Here is a 24,100-nt window from a genome sequence, read left to right on the forward strand (position 1 = left end):
TCTGGGAAAAAATGCACGGCTATGGGCTGTGGGAGATCAGCTGCCTATCACCCTGCATTCAAAATAAAGGGTATCAAGACAGTTGCTCCCACATTTTGTTCATCAGGGTGTCAGTGAGGTGTGATCTGATTTGCTCGCGCAACGTCTAGCCCCAGTGTCCCCGCAATCCCATGGGGCGAGACTTCGGAACCCGGCATGCAAGCGCTGTTGAACGAGATCCTTGACGCTGTCCGTCCTCTGATCGGACAGGGCAAGGTGGCTGACTACATTCCCGCCCTCGGCACTGTGCCGGCCAATCAGTTGGGCATCGCCGTGTACGGCAACGACGGCGAAATGTACTGCGCCGGCGACGCCGACACGCCGTTCTCGGTGCAGAGTATTTCCAAGGTGTTCAGCCTGGTGCAGGCCATCGAACATTCCGGCGAAGCGATCTGGGAACGCCTCGGCCACGAGCCGTCGGGCCAGCCCTTCAACTCGCTGGTGCAGCTGGAATTCGAACGCGGCCGCCCGCGCAACCCGTTCATCAATGCCGGTGCGCTGGTGATCTGCGACATCAACCAGTCGCGCTTCGCCGCGCCGACCCTGTCGATGCGCGATTTCGTCCGGCGTCTTTCGGGCAACCCGCAAATCATGATCGACGGTAAAGTCGCCGAGTCCGAATACCAGCACCGCGCACGCAATGCGGCGATGGCGTATCTGATGCAATCGTTCGGCAACTTTCACAACGACGTCGAGGCAGTGCTGCGCAGTTACTTCAGCCACTGCGCACTGCGGATGAATTGCATCGATCTGGCGCGGGCGTTTTGCTTTTTGGCCAACGACGGTTTTTGCAAACACAGCGGCGAGCAGATTCTCGCGCGGCGGCAGACTCAGCAGGTCAACTCGATCATGGCCACCAGTGGGCTGTATGACGAGGCGGGCAATTTTGCTTATCGCGTGGGTTTGCCGGGCAAGAGCGGCGTCGGTGGCGGGATTGTCGCGGTGGTGCCGGGGCAATTCACGGTGTGCGTGTGGTCGCCGGAGCTGAATGCTGCGGGTAACTCGCTGGCGGGGATGGCAGCGCTGGAGATGCTTAGCGCCAGAATTGGCTGGTCAGTGTTCTAAACCAAACACCACAATCTGTAGGAGCAAAGCTTGCTCGCGAAAGCGTCCTGACATTCAACAAACCCGTTGCCTGACACGCCGTCTTCGCGAGCAAGCTCTGCTCCTACAAGGGTTTTGTGTTGCCTGGGAGGAGGGTGTTCCTATACATTTTCCGGCCGCTCCCTGCATGGTGAATCCGCTTCATGTCTCTTGCACTCGAACGTCTCGTCGCTGGCACCCCGATCCCTTTCGCTGGCAACCGCGTCACCGTGGTCAGCCCCGAACTGGCCGCGCGGTTTCAGCCCGGAGACCACCTGCTGGTCGAGCAGGTGAGTGGCGAGTTGCTGCTGATTCCCGTGGTCGATCAACAAGCCGCCTCGGTGGCGATCGAACGCGCGGCCTCGGCTTTCATTGCGTTGTTGGCAGTCTCTGATGAAGCCATCAGCCAGTTTTTCGACCTGTTCGCACAGCGTCTGGAAACCGCAGAGTGCTGGGCGCAGATCGAAGCGGCGAACCTGGCCGACATTGAACGTGCCAAGTCCCGCGGCCGTTCCACCACCCGACTGCTCGCCGATGAACGCATGCGCCGCGACATGATCGCCGGCCTGCGCGCCTGGCGTGATGCCGCCGCGACGCGCGGCAAAGTCATCAGCAGCGTCGAGCACGATGGCTGGAGCGTTGAGCAAGTGGTCTCACCGCTGGGCATCGTCGCATTTGTCTTTGAAGGTCGACCGAACGTGTTCGCCGACGCAGCCGGCGTATTGCGCACCGGCAACACCGCCGTGCTGCGCATTGGCAGCGATGCCTTGGGCACCGCGCAAGCCATCGTCACCCACGCCTTGAATCCAGCGCTGGCAGAGGCAGGTTTGCCGGCCGGCGCAGTGTCGTTGGTGGAAAGCGTCAACCACGCCGCCGGTTGGGCGATGTTTGCCGACCGGCGTTTGTCGCTGGCCGTGGCGCGCGGCTCGGGCCGTGCGGTGAGTCAATTGGGTAGCATCGCCCAGCAGGCCGGCACCGCCGTCAGCCTGCACGGTACGGGCGGGGCGTGGCTGATTGCCGATCGTCACGCCGATGCCAAACGCTTCGCCGCGGTGGTGCGTAATTCGCTGGATCGCAAAGTGTGCAACACGCTGAACGTCTGCCTGATCCAGCGTGAGCGTGCAGCAGAATTGGTGCCGCTGTTTCTTGATGCGCTGCAGCAGGCCGGCACCGCACGCGGTCAGGGCTGCAAATTGCACATCGTCGAGGGCAGTGAAAGTTGCCTGCCGAGTGAATGGCAGAACGCGACGGTCGAGGTGTATCGCGCCGAGGGTTATCAGACTGAAGCCTTGGCTGAACCGCTGGCGCAATCGGCATTGGGCCGCGAGTGGGAATGGGAAGAAACCCCGGAAGTCAGCCTGATGATCGTTGACGATCTGGATCAGGCAATTGCGCTGTTCAACCGCTATAGCCCGCAGTTCACGGTGTCGTTGATCAGTGAAGATGCGGCGACGCAAGAGCGGTTTTACAACGCTGTGAATGCGCCGTTTGTTGGCAATGGCATCACCCGTTGGGTCGATGGGCAGTACGCGCTGAACAAGCCGGAGCTGGGGCTTTCGAACTGGGAGAGTGGGCGCTTGTTCGCACGCAGCGCGATTCTTTCGGGGGATGGCGTGTTCACGGTGCGCAGCCGCATGAGCCAGATCGACCTGAGCGTAAAACGCTAGTCCGCACCGCCGCGATACGCTTCCTGTAGGAGCTGCCGAAGGCTGCGATCTTTTGATCTTGTTTTTTAAGATCAAGATCAAAAGATCGCAGCCTTCGGCAGCTCGTACAGGGGTGTTTCAGGCTGCGTCAGCGCTGTTTGCGTAAACCGCACACGTCGCCGGCTGTTCCGCTAACGGCACAAACGTGCGCCGATCCGACGACAGCGCATCGATCGATCCCGTCTCGATGTCGTACACCCAGCCATGCAGATTCAGCAGGCCTTTCTCCTGGGCGAGGCGCACGCTCGGATGCGTCTGAATATTCGCCAGTTGCGCGATGACATTTTCGCGCACCATCGAACTCAACTTCGCCGCATCACTGGCATGCCCTCGCGCTTCATTCACCACTTTCGCCGACTCGGCATGCTGCAACCAGCCGCTGACGGCGGGCAGGTGATCCATGCATTTGCACTGGGCGATCGCGGTCATCGCGCCGCAATCCGAATGCCCGCAAATCACAATGTCGGTCACACCCAGCACGGCAACCGCGTATTCCACCGTGGCCGAAACTCCGCCCGGATGCGGGCTGTAGGACGGCACGATATTGCCGGCGTTGCGGATCACAAACAGCTCGCCGGGCTCTTGCTGGGTCAGTAGTTCCGGCACGACTCGGCTGTCGGAACAGGTGATGAACAAGGTGCCGGGCTGTTGGGTGGTCGCCAGGTGTTTGAACAGTTCGCTGCGTTGCGGAAAGGCTTCGTGCTGGAATTTCAAGAAACCGTCGATCAGGGCTTTCATGTGCGTGTCCTCTTCAGGGGCGATCGGATGGCCCGCACGCGGGGTGCGGGCCGGGGCAGATCAGAACGGACGCAGCGGCAGGAATTTGCCGTCGAGGGTAACCACGGCGCGAGAACCGCCTTCCGGGTCTTCGACTTTTTTGATGTCGAGTTTGAAGTTGATTGCGCTGATGATGCCGTCGCCGAACTGCTCGTGAACCAACGCTTTGAGGGTGGTGCCGTAGATCTGAATCATCTCGTGGAAGCGGTAGATGGTCGGGTCGCTCGGCACACCACTGAGGCTGCCACGCAGCGGGATGATTTGCAGCGATGCAATCGCATCGGCGTCCAGTTCCAGTTTGTCGCCGACGACCTGAGCAGCATTTTCCGGTAGCGGATGTTGGCCGAGCAGGGCAGCGGTGACGTAGGCCAGGCTCAGGCCAGTGCCGTCGGCAAGATCCTGCCATGAGAAATTTTTGCGCGCCTTGATGTCGAGAATGCGAGTGGTCAGGGCCAGGCTTGCGTCGTTGTAGGCGTGGGACTGTTGCATGGTGTCACTCCTTTCAGGGTTGGCTTGCTGTGTGGGAGCAATCTTCTGCCGATTGATCCATAGCGTCCAAGACCGATATACAATGCTTCGCATAAGCCCTGCCTATAGATGGTGTGCCCCATGCTGCTGCGACATTTGCGATACCTGCTGGCCGTTGCCGATCACGGCGGCTTTACCCGTGCGGCCGAGTCGCTGCACGTGTCGCAGCCGACGTTGTCGCAGCAAATCCGCCAGTTGGAAGAAACCCTTGGCGTGACGCTGTTTGATCGGACGTCGCGCACAGTCAAACCCACCGATGCCGGCGAGGCTTACATCGAATGCGCGCGGCGGGTGTTGGTTGAGCTGGAGGCAGGGCAGCGCGCGTTGCATGACGTGAAGGATCTGTCGCGCGGTAGCTTGCGCCTGGCGATGACGCCGACGTTTATGGCGTATCTGGTCGGGCCGTTGGTGCGCGACTTTACGGCGCGGTATCCGGGGATTCATCTGCAGATTTTCGAATTGTCGATGGACGACATCGAGGCGGGATTGGCGGATGACTCGCTGGACATTGCGATCGCATTTACGCCGGTGCGCAGTCCGGACATCGAGTGCATTCCGGCATTTACTGAGACGTTGGGGGTTATGGTCGGGCGTGAGCATCCGCTGTATGAGAGCACTGCGGTGCTGGCGCCGGATGACATTGCGCAGCTGGATTTTGCGTTGCTGACGTCGGATTTCATCACGCGGTTATCGGTGGATGAGTATTTTCGTCAGCACGGGATTACGCCCCAAGTGCGGATTGAGGTGAATTCGGTGAGTACGTTGCTGGAAGTGGTTCGGCATTCACCGATGGCGACGATGTTGCCGGAGGCGATTGCCACGGAGGATCGAGCTCTACGCCGGTTGCGGGTGGCGAGTGAGGCGCCGCAGCGGGGCGTGGCGTTGTTGCGGCGACGGAATAATTATCACAGTGCGGCGGCGGTGGCGTTTGTTGAAATGGTGTTGGAGCGGGAGATGCCCTCACCCTAACCCTCTCCCGGAGGGAGAGGGGACTGACCGAGGTGTTTGTGCAAGTTACGCCGACCTGAAAATGCTGTGCCGAACTCATATTTTGAAAGCACCACAAATCGGCTCCCTCTCCCTCGGGAGAGGGCTGGGGTGAGGGGCTACAATTCCAGTCAAGCCATATCAATAAAGCGAACAAAAAAGGGCCCGCTTCTTTATAAGGAAGCAGGCCCTTTCAATTATTAAAGTAGTGAATCAGCAGAACCGATCAATCACCCGAACTTCGTTCTTGTTCTGCATCGAGTCCCACGCCTGTTTCAGCGTTTGCAGAACATTACCGATGAAGTCCCGATCGGCCGCGGCTTTCTTGCCGACATAGCCGTGGCCGCGGCGGTACATCTTCAGGCGGGCCAGCAGGTTCTGGTTGTTCTGGTCGAACTCTTCTTCACCAGCGTGGGGCGCCAGGCAGTCGATATGCACCTGACCCGATTTGCTGATCCACAGAATGTGGCTGTCGTGGCTGTCTTTTTGCGCAGCGAACATACGAGCCAGTTCTTCGATAGTAGGTTGATTGTTCAGATTCATAATGTTGCCCCTTGACCAGTCTGGTTATCTTTCAAAGTTGATTCGCTAATACAGGTAGCCCATCGGTTAGTTGATCCCTGGCACCGAAACCAGGACGTCAGCGCTCGCCCGTTGAAATACGGGGTCGTGCATCTGTTGCATGTAGTCGTGTTGAATAACTGCTACGCAATAGCGTCACAACGAGGAGAAGCAGCGAAAACCGGGAGGCTCCTTGCCGACCTGTGCAGCGTCGACCACAAGCGTCTTGAGAATTTTCGCCAGCGCTTCTCGTCCTTGTACTGGACGTTCAGGCCAGGTCAGCTTCTTCAATCTGCCTTGTGGGCAGCGTGTATCCGGAAAAAACAACTCGGCGGTCAGACGAGTTTGCTCAAGCGTGTTACCGATGTTCCCGATCGGGGAACGTCTTCATCATGCAAAAGCAAAACGACGCCGTCAACAGTTATGTAGTGTTTATTTTTGGTCACTACATATTGTCGGACAAAGCTGTTTTGGAATGAGAAAGGATCCGTTCAAGCAACGGAAAAAGGCGAGCGTAGGACGTAGAAGGTGCACGGGTAACCGTCCACTTCGCGCTGCTGCCGGGTGAATTCACCGCCGCTCAATTGAGGGGTGAGCCCGGCCCAGAAGCGTTGTGCGGGCAGGTTGGTGTCTATGTGGAAAATTTGCCATTGCCCGGGGATCCGTCTCAAGAGTGTGGAGACGACAAACTGGGCGACACCTTGGCCACGCCAGCGTCGGGCGAGGAAGAAATAGCTGATGTTGTATTCGGTGTCGGGGAGGTGGGTCTGGTTGTCGACGATGATGAAACCGGCTAGTTCGTCGTCGACGTGGATCAGGAAGGGTTGGGTGGCGGGTTGGCGCCAGTAGCTTTCTTCGAGTTGGTTGGGGAAGAAGCCGTGGTGGGCGAGTTTTAGCGGGAGCCATTCGCTGAGATCGTGCAGGTAGAACTGCATGAGATTGTTGACGGTGTCGAGGTCGTCGCGTTGGGCGGAGTGGAGGGTGATGGTGGGCATGGCGTCAGCTCCGCAATGGCATTCCCTCAGTGTGGACTCTGTACTCTGTGGCGAGGGGATTTATCCCCGCTGGGTTGCGCAGCAGCCCCTCTTTTCACTCAAAAAAGCTGGGGACTGCTGCGCACTCCAGCGGGGATAAATCCCCTCGCCACAAGGTCGCGGCAAATCAGTTTATTTGGCTGTGCGTTTAGCCGGGCTGCGGGTGGATTTGCGCTTTTTCTTCCACGGTGTCGCCGCTTTGCCGGTCGGCGGTGGGCCGCTGATGGTCAGGCTCAGCGCGGAGCAGCGTGTCACTTGCTTGCTCATCCACGCCGCTTGTTTGGTGACGAATTCTTCCAGACTCATCTCGCCGCTTTGCACCATGTCCAGCGCCTGTTCCCAGATCGCCGTGGTGCCGGGGTCGGCAATCGCGCGGGGCACGGCGTCGATCAGGCTGAACGCGGCGGGTGTGGCGGCCAGCGCCTTGCCGTTCTTCACCAGATAACCACGATCGAGCAATCCTTGAATGATCGACGCGCGAGTAGCCTCGGTGCCAATCCCGGTGGTGTCCTTGAGTTTCTGTTTGAGCAGCGGATCTTCCACCAGTTTGGCGACGTTCTTCATCGCCTTGATCAGATCGCCTTCGGTGTAAGGCTTGGGCGGCTGCGTCCACAGATCCTTGAACTTCACGTCGGCCACCGCGCACTCAACACCTTGGCTCAGCGCTGGCAGGGTTTGCGGTGCTGGCGCCTCGCGTCCCTTGGCCGGTGCGAGCGCCTCAGGCAATGCGCGCTTCCAGCCTGGCTCAATAATCTGCTTGCCCACCGCGCGCAGCGCTTCACCGGCGCAATCGAAGTCGGCCTGAGTGCGATCGTATTCGTGATTAGGCAGGAACTGCGCCAGATAGCGCGCGCGAATCAACGTGTAGACCGCGCGATGTTTGCCGGTCAGGCGTTCGAGGTTCTTCGCCGCTGCTGTGGGAATGATGCCGTGGTGAGCGCTGACCTTGGCGTCGTTCCATGCTCGCGACTTGCGCTGAGGCTCGAGAAAGCCGTTCAACGCTTCAAGGCTCGAGTCGGCCTGGCGCAACGCCGCAAGAATCCCCGGCGCCTCGCTGTGCTGACTCAGCGGCAGGTAACCGCAATCACTGCGCGGGTAGGTGACGACTTTGTAGGTTTCGTAGAGTGCCTGGGCGATGTCGAGGGTTTCCTGCGCGCCGAGGCCGAGTTTCTTCGAGCAGACTTCTTGCAACGTGCCGAGATCGAAGGGCAGGGGTGCCACTTCGCGCATACGTTCAGTGTGCAGTTTGACCACTCGGGCACTCGCCGCATTGCCGATGGCCGCCGCCGCTTGCTGAGCTAACGCTTGATTGAGGCAACGATCCTGATCATCACAAGCATCCGACGGCGCCCGCCACTGCGCGGTGAACGGCGTGCCGTTGTGCACCAGATCCACGTCGATCGCCCAGAACGGCACCGGCACAAAATCGGCGATGCTGCGGTCGCGATCCACCACCAGACGCAGGGTCGGTGTCTGTACGCGACCCACTGGCAGCACGCCTTGATAACCCGACTGACGCCCCAGCAACGTGAACAGCCGACTCATGTTCATGCCGATCAGCCAATCTGCCCGCGATCGCCCCAGCGCCGAGTGATACAGGCTGAAGGTTTCGGCACCCGGTTTCAACGCGGCGAGCGCCTTGCGGATCGATGCTTCGTCCAGCGCCGACAGCCACAAGCGCCGAATCGGCCCGCGATAGCGGCAGTGCTCGACCAGTTCGCGGGCGATCATTTCACCTTCACGGTCGGCATCGGTGGCGATGACCAGCTCGCTGGCCTCGCCGAGCAGACGCTTCACCGCTTTGTACTGGCTGGCGGTGCGCGGCTTGACGGTCATCTTCCATTTTTCCGGAATGATCGGCAGATCGGCCAGCACCCAGCGCTTGTAGCGCGCGTCGTAGGCATCCGGCGGCGCGGTTTCCAGCAGATGACCGATGCACCAGGTCACTGTGACATCCGTTCCCAGCCAGCAGCCGTCGCCCCGGCGCTTGGCACCGAGCACGGCCGCAATGTCTTTGGCCTGGGAAGGTTTTTCACAGAGGTAAAGCCGCATAACCACCATCGTTGATCGTTGTTCTGGAGGTGCACAGGATGGCTTTTGTTGCGCTGGGGGGCAACTTTTATCTGTATGGATATACAGATATAAAGTGTTGCGGGGTCTGTTAGCCCTCCCTAGCCCTCTCCCGGAGGGAGAGGGGACTGATCGAGGGATATTGGGGAAGTACGCCGACTTGAAAGATCGGTAGGGAATCCATAATTGACACAGCACTTCCACGTCGGTGCATGACGCGAGACACCTTGGCTGGACCCAGAGGGCTGGGGTGAGGGGCTCTTGCCGTTCGGCTGTCAACTACCCGCAACCACATCACTTGGGCTATACCTGAACCGGTCTCTTCGCAGTCCTCAGGAGAAACCCCCATGAAAACCTCCGGCCCCAGCCCTGTCATCAACCTCGAACAACTCGTCGGTTGCCTGCTGGTGAAATTCCACGGCATCCAGGTCGCCGCTTCCTCACACGTGCTGATCCTCAACGAAGCCAATTACCCGCCGGTCTATTACGTCCCCCGCGAAGACATCGACGAAAAATATTTCGCCCGCACCGACCACACCAGTTATTGCCCGTACAAGGGCGACGCCAGTTATTTCAGCCTGCAAATCCCCGGGCACGAAGGCGCCAACGCCGTGTGGACGTACGAAAACCCGAAAGTCTCGGTCGCGCCGATCCGCGATTACGTAGCGTTCTACCCCGATCAAGTGAAGTTCGAAGTGATCAAGGCCGAGCCCTAGTAGTTCAGGTCGATAAACGGCTGATCCAGTTTCGCATCTGGGCCGAGCCGCAGAATCGTCTTCAGCGTGGTGGTCATCGCGTTCAAGTCATTATCAAAACCACCGTGCGAGGTGTCTGCTTTAGTGCCCGGCCCATAGGTCATTTTCACGTCGTTGTAGAGGCGCAGAATTTTCGGTTTTTGCCCGGCGGGGAGTTTGTCGAACCAGGCCTTGGGCGATTCGCGGACGATGCGCGCAACGGCGGCGCGCACGTTTTCCACATCGGTCAAGCGTGGGCCGATGCTGCCGTTGTTTTCCATGACAATGGTCAGCCCGTAAGCCTGATCGTTGGTCAGCGCGGCCGGGCCTTTACGGGCGGCTGACGGCGCTTCGGCGGAGAACAGCGAGACGCCTTCAAGCTTGGCGCTGGAGGTCGGCAAGGCATCGCGGAATACCGATTCTCCCTGCGCTTTATCGGGCCGCGCATTGCGTGAAATCGCGCCGTGTCTGATCGGCACGCCAAGGCCCACGGCCCAGGCATCGGTGCCGTTGGCCAGCCAGTCCTCGTAGGTGAGAATCGCAAACCCCGAGTAACCCCAATCGGTCGACCAGGAGTTCTGCACGATAAAACCATCGTGGGTGTAGCCGATCAACGCGAAGGCGTGGCCGCCCTGAGGCTTGGCGTTCCATTTGATCACCGGCAATTGCGCGGTGCTCTGGAAGGCTTTGGTGTTGGCCTTGGGTTTCAGCGCCCAACCGGAATGCACATTGGCTGACACGTACAGCGCGCCGGTTTCGTAGAGCGCCGCCATCATCGACGTGATGTCGTCTTTTTCCACGCGGTAATAAACCCCGAGCGGGCGAGTGACGGCGTCTTCCGCCCAGTTCGGCGCGGGGGCTTCAAAGTCCGGCACCGAGCCGTCGGCGGCGACGGTGTAGGGCCACAGACTTTTCTCGCAGACGCCGTGCTTGTGCCAGCCCTTGAGCGCGCCACGGCAACTGGAACCGGCGTAATCCTCGCCAGGCCATTCGTCGTAGAGCTTGGCCAAGTGGTAGAGCTGGCGCGGGCTGGTTTTCACCGAATCGCGATCGCGGCGCCACAGCAAATAGTTGATCACGGCGGACAGGCCGAACCCGGTGCAGGCGCCTTCCTTGCCTTGGTACAGCACCATTTCGCGGCCGAGATAATCGGCCAGTTGGCTGCTGACTTCAGCGTCTGCCGGGAACGAGGCGGGCAGTGATTGCACGCGCGCGGTGAAGATCCGGTCGCGCAGGTCGAGGCGATCAGGACGGGCGTCGAGGGTGATGGTGGTTTGCGCGAGGGCGAAGCGGGAGGCGGGCATGATGGAGTGCTCGATTCGACCCCACGTCACCAACGCAGTCCTGCGTCGCAGGGATTAAAAAGGGTGAGGGTTATCGTAGACGAGATTTGGCGGGTGGGCGCGAAACGCGATGGCCGAGCTGAGCCCCTGTGGTGAGGGGATTTAGCGAAACGTCGCACCGCCCCGATGGGGTGTGAAGCGCCCCCAAAACCTGCAACTCTGCGTACCTGACACGCCGAGTTGCAGGCATTGGGGCTGCTTCGCAACCCATCGGGGATAAATCCCCTCGCCACAGGTTTCTTTCAACTGGGAAATAATGGGTGGAGTTAGTTTTTATCGAGGTCGATATTTTTGGTCTCACGCAAAAAGATCATCCCCACCACCAGGCTCACGCCGGTAATCAACACCGGGTACCACAGCCCATAAAAAATATCCCCGGTGTACACCACCAACGCAAACGATACCGTCGGCAGAAACCCGCCGAACCAGCCATTGCCGATGTGATAAGGCAGCGACATCGAGGTGTAGCGGATGCGCGTCGGGAACAGTTCAACCATCAGCGCCGCCAGCGGCCCGTAGCACATGGCCGAAATAATGATCAGCGCCACGATCAGCGCGACAATCATCGGCTTGTTGATCTGCTGCGCATCGGCCTGTTGCGGGTAGCCGGCGAGGGTGATCGCGCCGCGCAATGCGGCTTCGTCGTAGCCGTCGAGCTTCACGTCACCGACGCTGATTTGTATCGCACTGCCAGCCGGCGCAGCGACGCTGGAGTAGGGCAGGCCTTGCTTGACCAGGAAGGTTTTCGCCTTGTCGCACGGACTGTCGAATTTCGCCTTGCCGACCGGATCGAACTGGAAAGTGCAGGTCGCCGGATCCGCCATCACCGTGATCGGCGCCTGACGGCTGGCCTGATCGATGGCCGGGTTGGCGTAGTGCGCCAGCGATTTGAAGATCGGGAAGTACAGCGCCGTCGCCAGCAGCAGGCCGAGCATCAGCACCGGTTTGCGTCCGACCTTGTCCGACAGCCAGCCGAAAATGATGAAGAACGGTGCACCGATCACCACGCTGATAATCAGCAAGGTGTTGGCCACCGCCGGATCCATTTTCAGGAACTGGGTGAGGAAGAACAGCACGTAGAACTGCGCCGCGTAGAAGGTCACCGCTTGCCCGGCGTTGATGCTGAACAACGCGATCAACACGACTTTGAGGTTTTCCCATTTGCCGAAGGATTCGCGGATCGGCGCCTTGGAGGTTTTGCCTTCTTCTTTCATTTTCAGATAGGCCGGCGACTCGTGCAGGCTCAGGCGAATCCAGGTGGAAATGCCCAGCAGCACGATCGACAACAGGAACGGAATGCGCCAGCCCCACACTTCAAACTGATCGCCAGTGAAGTAGCGGCAACCGAGCACGACGAGCAACGACAGCAACAGGCCGAGGGTCGCGGTGGATTGAATCCAGCTGGTGTGGAAACCGCGTTTGCCGATCGGCGCGTGTTCCGCCACGTAGGTCGCCGCGCCGCCGTATTCACCGCCGAGCGCCAGGCCCTGAAGCATGCGCAGCACCACCAGAATGATCGGCGCGGCGATGCCGATGCTGGCGTAGGTCGGCAGCAGGCCGACGCAGAACGTCGCCACGCCCATCAAAATGATCGTCGCAAGGAAGGTGTATTTACGCCCGATCATGTCCCCCAACCGCCCGAACACCAGCGCCCCGAACGGCCGCACGATAAAGCCTGCGGCGAACGCCATCAGCGCAAAGATGAACGCCGTGGTGTCGTTGACCCCGGCGAAAAACTGCTTGCTGATCACCGCCGCGAGGGCGCCGTAGAGGAAGAAGTCATACCACTCGAACACCGTCCCCAGTGATGAAGCGAAGATGACTTTTTGTGTGTCATTGCTGGTTGTGGCGCTGCTCGCAGCGGCCAGCGGCTGAGCGTGTTCTGACATATCGGTATCCCTCACAGTGATTGTTTTTGTTGTTCCACTGATGCTCGATGTCCATGAATCAAACGCATATCCCTGTAGGAGCTGCCGCAGGCTGCGATCTTTTGATCTTGGTTTTGATTTCAAAAATTCAAAGTCAAAAGATCGCAGCCTTCGGCAGCTCCTACAGGGTTTGGGCCAGTTCCGGTTTTGCGGTGCTGCTCTTGGTGGTTGGGTTGAGAATGAGTTGTGCGGCTTTCTCGGCAATCATCAGCGTAGGCGAACAGGTGTTGCCCGAGGTGATGCGCGGCATGATCGAGGCGTCAGCGATGCGCAAACCGGGCACGCCGTGGACGCGTAGTTGCGCATCCACCACCGCGTCACCGTCGTTACCCATCCGACACGTGCCGACCGGGTGGAAAATCGTCGTGCCAATCGTCGCCGCCGCTTGCTGCAATTCTTCTTCACTTTGCAAACTCGCGCCGGGCAAATATTCCACCGGTTTGAACGCTTGCAAGGCAGGGGCACTGACGATGCGCCGGGTCAGACGTATCGCATCCGCCGCCACACGCAAATCCTCTGGATGACTAAGGTAGTTGGGCTGAATCAGCGGCGCTTCCTGCGGATCCGTCGAACGAATTTCAATTCGCCCACGACTCTGCGGACGCAGATCGCAGACAGAAGCGGTGAAGGCCGGAAAGCTGTGCAACGGCTCGCCAAAGCGCTCCAGCGACAACGGTTGCACGTGATATTCCAGATTCGCTGAGGTCTGCTCCGGCCCCGAACGCGCAAACGCGCCCAACTGACTCGGCGCCATCGACAATGGCCCGCTGCGGTCATACAAATAACGCAGACCCATGCCCATCTTGCCCCACACACTGCCGGCGATCTGATTCAGGGTGCGCGCGTTTTCCAGCTTGTAGATCAGCCGCAGTTGCAGGTGATCCTGCAGATTGCCGCCGACGCCCGGCAACTCATGAATCACGCCGATACCAAGGCGTTCCAGCAGCGGTCGCGGGCCAATCCCGGAGCGCTGCAAAATGCTCGGCGAACCGACCGATCCCGCGCACAACACGATCTCTTTGCGCGCCTTGAACTGTTTGACCTGGCCTTCATGCCGCGCACTGACTTTTGAAGCGCGACCGTTCTCCAGCAGAACACGATCCACCTCAACCCCGGTCAGCACCGTCAGGTTCGCCCGGTCGCGTACCGGTTTCAGAAACGCCTTCGCCGCGTTCCAGCGCACGCCGGATTTCTGATTGACCTGAAAGTAGCCGCACCCCTCGTTGTCGCCCTGATTGAAGTCGTCGATGCTGGCGATGCCGCTCTGTTCCGCCGCACTGCGAAACGCATCGAGAATCGGCCACGACAAGCGCTGTTGTTCGACCCGCCATTCGCCCTTGGCACCGTGAAAATCAGCGGCGCCGGCAAAGTGGTTTTCGCTCTGTTTGAACAGCGGCAGCACGTCGTTCCAGGCCCAGCCCGGATTGCCCTCGGCCGCCCAGCCGTCGTAGTCGTTGGCCTGGCCGCGCATGTAAATCATGCCGTTGATCGACGAGCAGCCGCCCAGCACTTTGCCGCGCGGATAGCTCAGCGCGCGGCCATTGAGGCCGGCTTGTTGTTCGGTTTTGAAGCACCAGTCGGTGCGCGGATTACCGATGCAGAACAGGTAACCCACTGGAATGTGAATCCACGCATAGTTGTCGCGCCCGCCGGCTTCGAGCAACAACACGCGCTGCTGCGGATCGGCCGACAGCCGATTGGCCAGCAAGCACCCGGCGGGGCCGGCGCCGACCACGATGTAGTCGAATTCATCGAGGGAAGTCTGCATTCCCTGACCTCAATTATTGTTTTTGTTGTCGGACACTCTAGTTGTTAGCTTTCGTCAAAAGAATGTTAGTTTTTGCGCAGCCGCTGTGCGTTTTTAAACAGCCTCACTAGACAATAGCCGACAAGGACACAGCATGTTCGACTGGAACGACCTGCGGTTTTTTCTCGAACTGCAACGCAGCGGCCGCCTGCTCACCGCCGCTCGGCGCCTCAACACCACCCACGCCACCGTCGCCCGCCACATCGAAGCCATTGAAAAAAGCCTCGGCACTGCGTTGTTTGTCCAGCACGCGCAAGGTTATGAGATGACCCCGGCGGGGGAGGCGCTGCTCAAGCATGCGGAGGCGATGGAGAATGTGGCGTTGCTGGCGCAGGAAGAGATCACTCAATCGACGGCACCGTTGGGCAAGATTCGCGTGGGCGTCACCGAAGGGCTGGGCATCAAATTCCTCGCCAGCCGCATGATCGGCTTGTTCGAGCGCTATCCGGGACTGGAAGTGGAACTGGTCGCCGTGCCTCGTTTTGTCAGCATTCTCAATCGCGAGGCGGAGATCAGTATTCATCTGGAACGGCCGGCGGCGGACATGCTGGTCACGCGCAAACTCACCGATTATCGATTGGCGCTCTATGCCAGCCAAATCTACCTCGACAAGGCGCCGCCATTGAACAGCCGTGAGGATTTGGGAAGGCATGCGTGGATCGGTTATGTCGACGATTTGCTGTTCAGCCAGGAACTGATGTTCCTCAACAGCTTCTGCCGCAGCCCTCGGGTGGTGTTTCACAGCACCAGCGTCATCGCCCAGCAGGAAGCGGCGCGGTCGGGGTTGGGGATTGCGGTGTTGCCTTGCTACATGGCGGCGTCGGATCCTGATCTTGTGCCGTTACTGCCGGATGAAAGCATCGAGCGCAGCTACTGGATCAGCACACGGCGGGAGCTGCACAAGTCGGTGCGGCTGCGGGTGGTTTGGGACTATGTGGTGGGGTTGTGTGAAGCCGAACAGTACCTGCTGCGCGGCTAGCCTGACACACCAAAGTCCCCCCTGTGGGAGCGGGCTTGCTCGCGAAAGCGGTGGGTCAGTAAACATATGCTTATCAGACACACCGCATTCGCGAGCAAGCCCGCTCCCACAGGGATTTTCGGCGCGCTTAATATTCTGGGTTGATTAATATATGGGAAAACGTATATTCGGTTTTCCATATGTGTCGAGCCCGCCCGATGATCAGCCCCACCGAAGTCTTCAAAAGCCTGGCCGATGAAACCCGTGTCCGCGCCATTCTGCTGATCGCCAGTCAAGGTGAGCTCTGCGTCTGCGAGCTGATGTGTGCGCTTGATGACAGCCAGCCCAAAATCAGCCGCCACCTCGCGCAACTGCGCAGCAACGGTCTGTTGCTCGATCGCCGTCAGGGCCAATGGGTCTATTACCGCCTCAATCCGGATCTGCCGGCGTGGGTTGGCGACATCCTGCAAGTGACGGCCAAGGCCAACACCGAGTGGCTCAAGGACAACGCCACACGCCTGCACAACATGGATGGCCGTCCCGTGCGCGACGCCGCGTGCTGCTGAATCTTCTACCGGAGCAACCCATGCGAATCCTGTTTATGTGCACGGCCAACAGCTGCCGCAGCATCCTCTCAGAAGCCCTGTTCAATCACCTGGCACCCGCCGGATTCGCAGCCGTCAGCGCTGGCAGTTTCCCGAAAGGGCAGGTGCTGCCGCGCAGTCTGACCACGCTGCAACAGGCCGGCATCGCCATCGACGGCCTGCACAGCAAAGGCAACGACGCCTTCGAAGATAACCCGCCCGACATCGTCATCACCGTCTGCGACAAAGCCGCTGGCGAGACCTGTCCGGTGTACTTCGGCCCGGCCCTCAAAGCCCATTGGGGACTGGAAGATCCGTCCGAAGTGAACGGCGACGAAGGCGCGATCAACGCCGCTTTCCACGCCACCCTCGCGCGCATCGAACTGCGCTGCCAAACCTTCCTCGAATTGCCCTTCGCCCGACTCAGCCGCGAGCAGCTGCAACGCGAGCTCGACCGCATCGGCGCGCTCTAAGGAGAACCCATGTCCGACCATTTGCCCAACCTCGACCCAAGCCTGTTCGACGACGTCAAACCCTCGACCCCGGGCGCACACAAACCGCGCATCCTGCTGCTCTACGGCTCGACCCGCGAGCGCTCCTTCAGCCGCTTGCTGGTCGAAGAGGCGGCGCGCCTGCTCGAACACTTCGGCGCCGAAACACGCATCTTCAATCCTTCCGGTTTGCCGTTGCCCGATGACGTCCCCGTCGATCATCCGAAAGTACAAGAACTGCGTGATCTGGTGCTGTGGTCGGAAGGGCAGGTGTGGTGCTCGCCGGAACGTCACGGCGCCATGTCTGCCGTGTTCAAGGCGCAGATCGACTGGATCCCGCTGGAACTCGGCGCCGTGCGCCCGACCCAAGGCAAAACCCTCGCGGTGATGCAAGTCTGCGGCGGTTCGCAGTCGTTCAACGTGGTTAACCAATTGCGCGTATTGGGCCGCTGGATGCGCATGTTCACCATCCCCAACCAATCCTCGGTGCCGAAGGCCTACATGGAATTCGACGACGCCGGGCGGATGAAATCTTCACCGTTCTACGACCGCGTCGTCGATGTGATGGAAGAACTGGTGAAATTCACGCTGTTGCTGCGTGGCCAACAAACGCATCTGGTCGACCGCTATTCCGAACGCAAGGAAAGCGCCGAGCAACTGATGAATCGCGTGAATCAGCGTTCTATCTAAACTCGCCCGGCCGGCTGCTCGCCGCCGGCCCATGCAACTAAGTTCTCGCGCCACAGGTCACTCACTCAGCGGAGGTTGATTCAATTCCCACGACCTCGAACATTGAAGACGCTGCCCGTGGCCACACACCTCGATCGTCGCAACAACCTGTCACTCGACAGCCTCAACTTTTTCCTCGCGGACGTGCGCGACGGGCTCGGCCCTTATCTGGCGATTTACCTGCTGGCGGTGCATCACTGGGATCCGGCGAGCATCGGACTGGTCATGACCATCGCCGGCATCGCCGCGCTCGTCACGCAAACGCCGGCGGGCGCGCTGGTCGATAACACCCGGCGCAAACGGGCGATCATTGCGATTGCGGCGCTGCTGGTAACCGGTAGTTGCCTGCTGCTGCCGTTCGTGACGTCCTTCAGCCTGGTCGCGTTGACCCAAGCCCTCAGCGCCGTCGCCGCTTCGATTTTTGCCCCGGCCATTTCCGCGATCACCCTCGGCATTACCGGCCCGCGCGCCTTCACCCGCCGTACCGGGCGTAACGAAACCTTCAACCACGCCGGCAACGCCTGCGCGGCATTGTTGGCCGGAGTGTTCGCCTACCTGTTCGGCCCGGTCGCGGTGTTCTATCTGATGGCGGCGATGGCGATTGCCAGCGTCATCGCCGTCTCTTTCGTTTCGCCCAAAGCCATCGACCACGACGTCGCACGGGGCCTCGATCCCGGCGGAGCAGGGCACGGCACGCAACCGTCGGGGCTTACAGTGTTGCTCAAAAACAGACCCCTGCTGTTGTTCGCCATTTGCTGTGCGCTATTTCACTTGGCGAATGCTGCGATGTTGCCGCTGGTGAGCCAGAAACTCGCGCAAGCCAATTTGCAGATGGCCACGCCGTTGACCTCCGCCTGCATCGTCGCGGCGCAACTGGTCATGGTGCCGGTCGCGTTGCTGGTCGGGGCGAAGGCTGATGTCTGGGGACGCAAACCGCTGCTCCTCGCTGGCTTCTTGATTTTGCCGTTGCGCGGCGTGCTCTACATCTTGTCCGACGATCCTTATTGGCTGGTTGCGGTGCAATTGCTCGACGGCATCGGCGCGGGGATTTTCGGCGCGCTGTTTCCTGTGGTGGTGAAGGACCTGACGTTGGGTACCGGGCACTTCAATGTGAGTCTGGGTGCGCTGTCGACTGTGTTTGGGCTGGGCGCGGCGTTGAGTAATAGCCTGGCGGGGTTTGTGGTTCAGGCGGCGGGTTACAGTGCGGCGTTTTTGACGTTGGCGGGGGTGGCGGCGGTGGCGTTGGTGTTGTTGTGGGTGGCGTTTCCGGAGACGTTGCAGTGTTCAACGGTTGAAACGAATGATCGGCAAAACGAGAGGCCTCCCGCGACCCTGACTGAACTTGACTGAGCGACCTTTCGGGTTTTCCATGTGCCTGCCGATACATTCAGGTCGATTTAAATGGAAGCCGTTATGAACAAGGTAGTCGCCTCACTCGCTCTTTTCGTTCTTCTCGCCGGTTGCCAGCCGATGCCGAGCAAGGAAGCACTGACCAGCCCAGTACCGGGTTATCTGTGCATGACCTACTTCGATTACGCCTACATCAGCCCGGAGCAGGTCACCGACATCGTCTACCTCAGCAAGAGTGACAACGCCTGCAAGATGGTACTGGGCAAGATGTACGAGCGCGGCCATGGCGTGCCTCAGGACATCGCGAAGGCCAAAGACCTCTATCAAACCGTGGCTCGGGTTTCACCCATCGCCTACAGTCGATTGGGCGTCCTCGCCGAAGAAGGCATTGGCGGCCCGGTCGATCTGGTGGCCGCCAGAGACTTTTATCAGCGCGCCACCAAAGACCCCGGCACCACCGATATTGAGCTGAAACTGGCCGGGCTGATGGAGAACGGCAAGGGTGGCCCGCAAGATCTGCAAGGTGCGTTGAAGCATTACTTCAACGCCAGTAAAACCGGCAGCACCGAAGCCTGGAAAGGTCTCGAGCGCCTGCGCAGCAAAGGCGTGGTGATGACCACCGAAGAGCAACAGGCATACAACAACCTTTTCGTCGGCCTCGTGCAACGCGGTCTTCGCAAACACATGGAAGCCACTGAGAAAACCCTCGAAAAAGTCACCACCCCGACGCAACCTGGCAAACCGGTGCAGGTGCAACTCGAATACACCCCCGGCACGCTGGTACCGACCCTATCGATTTACGCCAGCTCCGGCGACAGCGTCATCGATCAAAAGGTGATGCAGGGTTTCAGCGATTATCGTTTTCCGGGTGACCCGATCATGCCGCAAGGCCAGAAAAACTATCTGGCGGTCGCATATGTCAGGACGGACGGAATGACACCGATGGAGCGGTTCTATCAGGATCGTAAGAAAACTCAGTGATGGCGGGGGCAGGGCAGTGGTTGCCGAATCGCCACTTCCCGGCCACTCTATGCCCTGACGACAAGGAGCGTTATCCGACACTCCGTCGCGATCACAGGGAGCTTGCAGCATGAGCGACGATAACAAGGTAAAAGGCCCGGCGTCCTACTTCCCCTCCATCGAAAAGAACTACGGTCAGCCCATCGACCACTGGCTCAACCTGCTCGCCGGCCACACCGACAAAAAGCACATGGAACTGGTCGCCTGGCTCAAGACCGAACACGGCATGGGCCACGGCCACGCCAACGCACTGGTCGCGCATCATCTGGCCAATAGCAAAAAATGAGGACAGTCCTCATTCACACGACTCATAGCCAAGGCGCCACCGATGCCGCTCAGTTTCCATAAAATGCACGCCAACGGCGACGACTTTATCCTCGTCGACGCCCGTCACCGCGTCAACCCGATCACCAGCGCAATCGCCCAACGACTGGGCGACCGCCACCGAGGCATCGGCTTCAACCAACTCGCCGTGCTGCTCGACTGTGCGGACGCCGATGCCCGACTGGAATTCTGGAACGCCGATGGCTCGGTGCTCGACGTTTGCGGCAGCGCAACCCGTGGTGCTGCCGACCGATTGATGCGCGAGGCCAGCCGAAAATCGATCACCCTGCGCACAACGCGCGGCCTGCTCAATTGCGAACGCACATCCAGCGGATTGATCTCGGTCGACATGGGTGAGCCGCTTTTTCACTGGATGGACATTCCGCTGGCCGAGGAACACGACACGCATGCATTGCCACTGCCTGGCAATCCGGTCGCGTGCAGCATGGGCAATCCGCATTGCACGTATTTTGTTGATGACCTCAGTAAGGTCGACATCGCCGCGATTGGCCCGGCGATTGAAAGCAATCCGTTGTTTCCTCGCAAAACCAATGTGCACTTTGTGCAGGTGATTGATCGCCAGCACATTCGCTTACGGATCTGGGAGCGTAACGGCGGTATTCCGCTCGGCTCCGGTTCATGCGCCTGCGGTGCCGCCGTCAATGGCATCCGCAAAGGCCTGCTCGATCACAACGTCGAAGTCGAATGCGACGGCGGTAGCGTTCACGTCCATTGGAACGGCAAAGGCAACGTCACCCTCAGCGGCCCGGTAGAACCGATCTACTCCGGCACAATTCCGGATAGCCAACTAAAACCCAACGCAACCCCACTGTAGGAGCTGCCGAAAGCTGCGATCTTTTGACCTTAACGCCGCCACATTCCCCCAATCCCAACACGTCACCGACCCTCAAACAAACACCCCGGTCAGTTCCTTCTCCCTCCGGGAGAGGGCCAGGGTGATGGCCATCCAAAACACCGTGCACACCACCGTTCTAAACAACAAAAACCAAACCTGTTTAACCGAAGTCTCCAGTAACCACCCAAGCCCTACAACGCCTTGCGCCTTTGCCTACGACTAAGCCAGAATCGCCCGGCTTGTGCGTCTAGGGCGTGGGCTCTATCGTCTGTCGGTCACTGAAAACAGTGATCGGGTTTGGTAGCCCGCCATAACTAGTCGCATCGCGCACCGTTCGCAGACCGCTTCAGGTTTGTCGTCAATGGTGGCCATGCGCAGGACACCTTCGGGTGTGCCGGTTTCCTAGTTACCGGTCTACCAACCCGCGTGTGGCCGCCACCCTTCGTTTGGTAGCGAAGGTGAAGGCTCCTCTTTAATAACTAGGAGTTTCACCATGTTCAAAGTAACGCCCAACCCACCCGCAACCGACACCACATCCCCCTACGAATCCCTCGATTCGAAAAAACTCCACGAAGCCGCCGAACGCGCCCTCGACCACTACCTCGGCCCCGCCGACATCATGGCCAGCACCAACGAACCCGAAGCCATGTTCCTCGCCAACCCGGCGTACGACACCGAATCCCTGCTGGCCAACGCCAGCGAATCCCTCGGCTCCGCGACCACCATGCTCAACGACTTCGCAGCCGTGCTGAACAACTCGCATCGCAAGACATTGCTCGGCATCGCCCAGGTCGTGATGCTCGGCGAACTGGCCGTCAACCAAGCGCTGGACAACGTCGAAATCGCTAAATAGCCAGCCACCCGGTCGAGGAGGAAACCCTCCTCGACACACGGTGTCTCACGGTGGCTGGCACAGGGCCACGCCTTGCGCCCCCCGGCCTCGACTGTCACCCTTCGGGCCGTTCTTCAAGGATCAGAACAAGGAATCATGGATGAGTGGATACGTTCCCAACCCGCCTAAAAACTACCGCTACGAAGAAGCCAAACCCGTCGATATTCATGCCCAGCGTTGGGCTGAGTATGAGAAATATGGGAAAGCGCCTGCGCCTGAACCTGAGAAAATCGGGATCGCGTTGAGGATTGGGGTTTTCTTTGATGGGACGGGTAATAACGCGAATAACACAGCGGCTGGTTTGCTGTGTGGCGCGCAGCATCCGATTGCGCCGCAGGATATTCCTGCGAGTTGCAAACCGTATATGGGGGATCCGGATAGCAGTTATGGTGCTGGGCCTACAAACATAAGGAAGTTATTTTCCTTGTACGAAGAGATCAAGGAAGCCGAAGGTGACGGGCAGTTCAAGCGCGTCTCACGGGCCCTCTACATCGACGGTATCGGGACTCTAAAGGATGAAAAAGACAGTGTGGTCGGTTCTGGAATGGGGCGTGGCGAAACAGGGGTAGTTGGCCGTGTGCAGGCTTCCTTCACGCAGATCAACGACATTATCGAAGAGGCCCTGAAAGAGAATCCAAACAGCGAAATTGTCTCTCTGAAGTTTGATACTTTCGGCTTTAGCCGTGGCGCGGCGGCGGCTCGGCATTTTTCAAACGAAGTCGTAAGGGGAAAGCAAGGGCCGCTAGGGATTTTGCTAAACAGCAGCGCGAGCGATTTCAGTCGCAGCTTTGATGGTCAATACGGAAGCGGTATCGATATGGGGTTCATCGGCCTCTTCGATACAGTCCCCTCCATTGCCGGGTTCACTAATTTTGGCCGAGTCAAAAGTCCAATCGCTCCTGGAGTGAAGCTCTATCTGGATCGGCGCTTCTTCAAAGACGTTGTTCATCTCGTGGCACGTGACGAATGCCGTGCGAACTTCGCTCTTAGCCGAGTGAAACCAGATCATCCTGAATACAGCTTTCCCGGCGTCCATTCTGATATCGGTGGCAGTTATCTGGACGAAGTTGAGGAGTGCGTACTAGTCAGCCCGATGCAAACCCTTGCGGTATCGGTCTATACCGATGTATCCACTACGTCCATTTACCGTGATGCCGAGCGCGTGAAAGGTGAGTGGATCGCTAAAGGCTGGCCTGCTGATCTGCTCGAGATTGTCACACCCGCATCTATAGAACTCCCAAGAGACCATCAAGACAGGTTGTCTCCAGCACAGAAGCGTGTTTACGCCGCGCTACAACTCAAGCGCCCGGTCAGTGGAACGCTTTCGAGGGTTTATCTGAAAGTGATGTATCAACTGGCAAAAGACAAAGGCGTTCAATTCATCGAGATGCCTGACGATGGAGAGTACTCAGTACCAGAAGAGCTCCAACCTTTGTGCGATCGATTTGTCTCTGGTGACTACCACACTTCTTCAGAGGAAGAGGCACTGCTGAAGCTGAAGTACATTCATACTTCTGCGAACTGGAACCATCCTCTGGGAAGAAGGGACGGCAGTGGTATCGACGCTGTATATATCAACTCGCCGACGGAAAACTCGATCCGCGTAGAACACCCACACGTACCTGACTGGAAGCTTTGGTGATGAAAGCGATGATTGCTCTGCTGTGCGCTTTACTGTTGACAGGGTGTCAGAGCGGAAACGCTGAGACCGGAGAACGCGACCCAAAATCTTCATCGTGGCAATTAGTTTTCGTTGAACCTAACTATATGAAAGTCTGGGTAGAAGACAGCTCAGTACTCGATATCAACGACAAAAACTTTCCCAAGGCAGGCAAAAGCACAGCGGCCAGCGGCCAGCCCGACATCGCCAGAGAGTCTGCTCGAGGCTGGGGAGCGGTGACTGGTTCTGGAATGCCGGTCACAGGCGCCAACCTCCCGAAACGCATTTCTGTACGCTGGCAATCCATAACAGAGCAAAAAACCTATCGCGGCTTCATCGATATTCCTGAGGAGGCCAGACAGTTGATGGTGAGATCCACGAATCAACGCTGTCCGGAAACACCTGAGAAAACAGCGCGATTCATGGCATCCCTTTATATAGGCCTTGCGCCGGGCGGTGTTATGCAGGCATGGGTAAAGGATTCCTGCCGAAATCCAATTAAGGTTGCTCGTGGGCAAGCCAAGACTGAACCATTGGGTGCGCAGCAGGGGAAAAACGGTGGTCGTTACGCCTACCCGGTGAGTGAAAAGGCGAAGTTGTACATCGACAAATACGGCATCCCGTACGGGAGTTGGTAAT

General features: G+C 59.0%; 23 protein-coding genes. 15 read left to right on the forward strand and 8 right to left on the reverse strand.

What is annotated here, in order from left to right:
• Positions 1 to 195 precede the first annotated feature (195 nt).
• Positions 196 to 1,104 carry a glutaminase B gene (glsB, locus tag ACIP1X_RS11130; protein WP_212545948.1) on the forward strand — a complete coding sequence of 303 codons (909 nt, stop codon included), beginning with the start codon at positions 196 to 198 and terminating at the stop codon, positions 1,102 to 1,104.
• Positions 1,105 to 1,286: 182 nt separating this feature from the next.
• Positions 1,287 to 2,789: an aldehyde dehydrogenase family protein gene (locus ACIP1X_RS11135; protein ID WP_400751937.1), complete on the forward strand. Its 1,503-nt coding sequence runs from the start codon at positions 1,287 to 1,289 to the stop codon at positions 2,787 to 2,789.
• 117 nt (positions 2,790 to 2,906) lie between these two features.
• Here ACIP1X_RS11135 and ACIP1X_RS11140 read toward each other — a convergent pair whose 3' ends face one another.
• The gene (locus ACIP1X_RS11140) at positions 2,907 to 3,566 is read right to left on the reverse strand and encodes a carbonic anhydrase (RefSeq protein WP_400751939.1); all 660 of its coding nucleotides are present in this window, start codon (positions 3,564 to 3,566) and stop codon (positions 2,907 to 2,909) included.
• Positions 3,567 to 3,626: 60 nt separating this feature from the next.
• The gene (gene cynS, locus ACIP1X_RS11145) at positions 3,627 to 4,094 is read right to left on the reverse strand and encodes a cyanase (protein ID WP_400751941.1); all 468 of its coding nucleotides are present in this window, start codon (positions 4,092 to 4,094) and stop codon (positions 3,627 to 3,629) included.
• Positions 4,095 to 4,214: 120 nt separating this feature from the next.
• On the opposite strand from cynS, the gene cynR reads away from it, so the two are divergent.
• On the forward strand, positions 4,215 to 5,102 hold the full coding sequence (gene cynR / locus ACIP1X_RS11150) for a transcriptional regulator CynR (protein WP_400751944.1): 888 nt from the start codon (positions 4,215 to 4,217) through the stop codon (positions 5,100 to 5,102).
• A 231-nt stretch (positions 5,103 to 5,333) separates the two neighbouring features.
• Here cynR and ACIP1X_RS11155 read toward each other — a convergent pair whose 3' ends face one another.
• From ACIP1X_RS11155 to ACIP1X_RS11165, 3 genes are all read right to left on the reverse strand, one after another.
• Positions 5,334 to 5,663: a hypothetical protein gene (locus tag ACIP1X_RS11155; RefSeq protein ID WP_053121022.1), complete on the reverse strand. Its 330-nt coding sequence runs from the start codon at positions 5,661 to 5,663 to the stop codon at positions 5,334 to 5,336.
• Positions 5,664 to 6,172: 509 nt separating this feature from the next.
• Positions 6,173 to 6,676 (reverse strand): GNAT family N-acetyltransferase, encoded by a 504-nt coding sequence (locus ACIP1X_RS11160; RefSeq protein WP_400751947.1) that lies wholly within the window; start codon positions 6,674 to 6,676, stop codon positions 6,173 to 6,175.
• A gap of 171 nt (positions 6,677 to 6,847) precedes the next feature.
• Positions 6,848 to 8,767, reverse strand: coding sequence for a DNA topoisomerase III (locus tag ACIP1X_RS11165; protein WP_400751949.1), 1,920 nt, complete (start codon positions 8,765 to 8,767; stop codon positions 6,848 to 6,850).
• Between the two features lie 365 nt (positions 8,768 to 9,132).
• Between ACIP1X_RS11165 and ACIP1X_RS11170 the strand changes: the two genes are divergently transcribed.
• Complete coding sequence (locus ACIP1X_RS11170) at positions 9,133 to 9,501, forward strand: DUF427 domain-containing protein (protein ID WP_159815188.1); 369 nt, start codon at positions 9,133 to 9,135, stop codon at positions 9,499 to 9,501.
• Here the strand turns inward: ACIP1X_RS11170 and ACIP1X_RS11175 are convergent.
• From ACIP1X_RS11175 to ACIP1X_RS11185, 3 genes are all read right to left on the reverse strand, one after another.
• On the reverse strand, positions 9,498 to 10,823 hold the full coding sequence (locus ACIP1X_RS11175; protein WP_400751952.1) for a C1 family peptidase: 1,326 nt from the start codon (positions 10,821 to 10,823) through the stop codon (positions 9,498 to 9,500). The two genes, ACIP1X_RS11170 and ACIP1X_RS11175, sit on opposite strands and share 4 nt — an antisense overlap.
• A gap of 305 nt (positions 10,824 to 11,128) precedes the next feature.
• On the reverse strand, positions 11,129 to 12,751 hold the full coding sequence (locus ACIP1X_RS11180; protein WP_053121012.1) for an MFS transporter: 1,623 nt from the start codon (positions 12,749 to 12,751) through the stop codon (positions 11,129 to 11,131).
• A 160-nt stretch (positions 12,752 to 12,911) separates the two neighbouring features.
• Positions 12,912 to 14,558, reverse strand: a complete 1,647-nt coding sequence (locus ACIP1X_RS11185) for a GMC family oxidoreductase (RefSeq protein ID WP_400751955.1) — start codon at positions 14,556 to 14,558, stop codon at positions 12,912 to 12,914.
• Positions 14,559 to 14,691: 133 nt separating this feature from the next.
• Between ACIP1X_RS11185 and ACIP1X_RS11190 the strand changes: the two genes are divergently transcribed.
• From ACIP1X_RS11190 to ACIP1X_RS11240, 11 genes are all read left to right on the forward strand, one after another.
• The gene (locus ACIP1X_RS11190) at positions 14,692 to 15,576 is read left to right on the forward strand and encodes a LysR family transcriptional regulator (protein WP_400751958.1); all 885 of its coding nucleotides are present in this window, start codon (positions 14,692 to 14,694) and stop codon (positions 15,574 to 15,576) included.
• A gap of 197 nt (positions 15,577 to 15,773) precedes the next feature.
• Positions 15,774 to 16,121: a metalloregulator ArsR/SmtB family transcription factor gene (locus tag ACIP1X_RS11195; RefSeq protein ID WP_400751961.1), complete on the forward strand. Its 348-nt coding sequence runs from the start codon at positions 15,774 to 15,776 to the stop codon at positions 16,119 to 16,121.
• Between the two features lie 20 nt (positions 16,122 to 16,141).
• Positions 16,142 to 16,612 (forward strand): arsenate reductase ArsC, encoded by a 471-nt coding sequence (locus tag ACIP1X_RS11200; protein ID WP_400751964.1) that lies wholly within the window; start codon positions 16,142 to 16,144, stop codon positions 16,610 to 16,612.
• A gap of 9 nt (positions 16,613 to 16,621) precedes the next feature.
• Positions 16,622 to 17,320 carry an arsenical resistance protein ArsH gene (gene arsH / locus ACIP1X_RS11205; RefSeq protein ID WP_400751966.1) on the forward strand — a complete coding sequence of 233 codons (699 nt, stop codon included), beginning with the start codon at positions 16,622 to 16,624 and terminating at the stop codon, positions 17,318 to 17,320.
• 117 nt (positions 17,321 to 17,437) lie between these two features.
• A complete protein-coding gene (locus ACIP1X_RS11210; protein WP_400751969.1) occupies positions 17,438 to 18,709 on the forward strand; it encodes an MFS transporter in 1,272 nt (423 codons plus the stop codon).
• A gap of 63 nt (positions 18,710 to 18,772) precedes the next feature.
• The gene (locus tag ACIP1X_RS11215) at positions 18,773 to 19,690 is read left to right on the forward strand and encodes a tetratricopeptide repeat protein (protein ID WP_400751971.1); all 918 of its coding nucleotides are present in this window, start codon (positions 18,773 to 18,775) and stop codon (positions 19,688 to 19,690) included.
• 109 nt (positions 19,691 to 19,799) lie between these two features.
• Positions 19,800 to 20,015 carry a DUF4287 domain-containing protein gene (locus ACIP1X_RS11220; RefSeq protein ID WP_400751973.1) on the forward strand — a complete coding sequence of 72 codons (216 nt, stop codon included), beginning with the start codon at positions 19,800 to 19,802 and terminating at the stop codon, positions 20,013 to 20,015.
• A 42-nt stretch (positions 20,016 to 20,057) separates the two neighbouring features.
• Positions 20,058 to 20,888 (forward strand): diaminopimelate epimerase, encoded by an 831-nt coding sequence (dapF, locus tag ACIP1X_RS11225; RefSeq protein WP_400751975.1) that lies wholly within the window; start codon positions 20,058 to 20,060, stop codon positions 20,886 to 20,888.
• A gap of 514 nt (positions 20,889 to 21,402) precedes the next feature.
• A complete protein-coding gene (locus ACIP1X_RS11230) occupies positions 21,403 to 21,762 on the forward strand; it encodes a DUF6124 family protein (RefSeq protein WP_400751978.1) in 360 nt (119 codons plus the stop codon).
• A 139-nt stretch (positions 21,763 to 21,901) separates the two neighbouring features.
• Positions 21,902 to 23,443 (forward strand): phospholipase effector Tle1 domain-containing protein, encoded by a 1,542-nt coding sequence (locus ACIP1X_RS11235; RefSeq protein WP_400751981.1) that lies wholly within the window; start codon positions 21,902 to 21,904, stop codon positions 23,441 to 23,443.
• A complete protein-coding gene (locus ACIP1X_RS11240; RefSeq protein WP_400751984.1) occupies positions 23,443 to 24,099 on the forward strand; it encodes a DUF2931 family protein in 657 nt (218 codons plus the stop codon). The genes ACIP1X_RS11235 and ACIP1X_RS11240 overlap by 1 nt, the downstream gene beginning before the upstream one ends.
• The last annotated feature ends 1 nt before the right edge of the window (position 24,100 follow it).

Origin of the sequence: Pseudomonas sp. NPDC088885 (assembly GCF_044750025.1) — a bacterium.
Taxonomy (GTDB): domain Bacteria; phylum Pseudomonadota; class Gammaproteobacteria; order Pseudomonadales; family Pseudomonadaceae; genus Aquipseudomonas; species Aquipseudomonas rustica.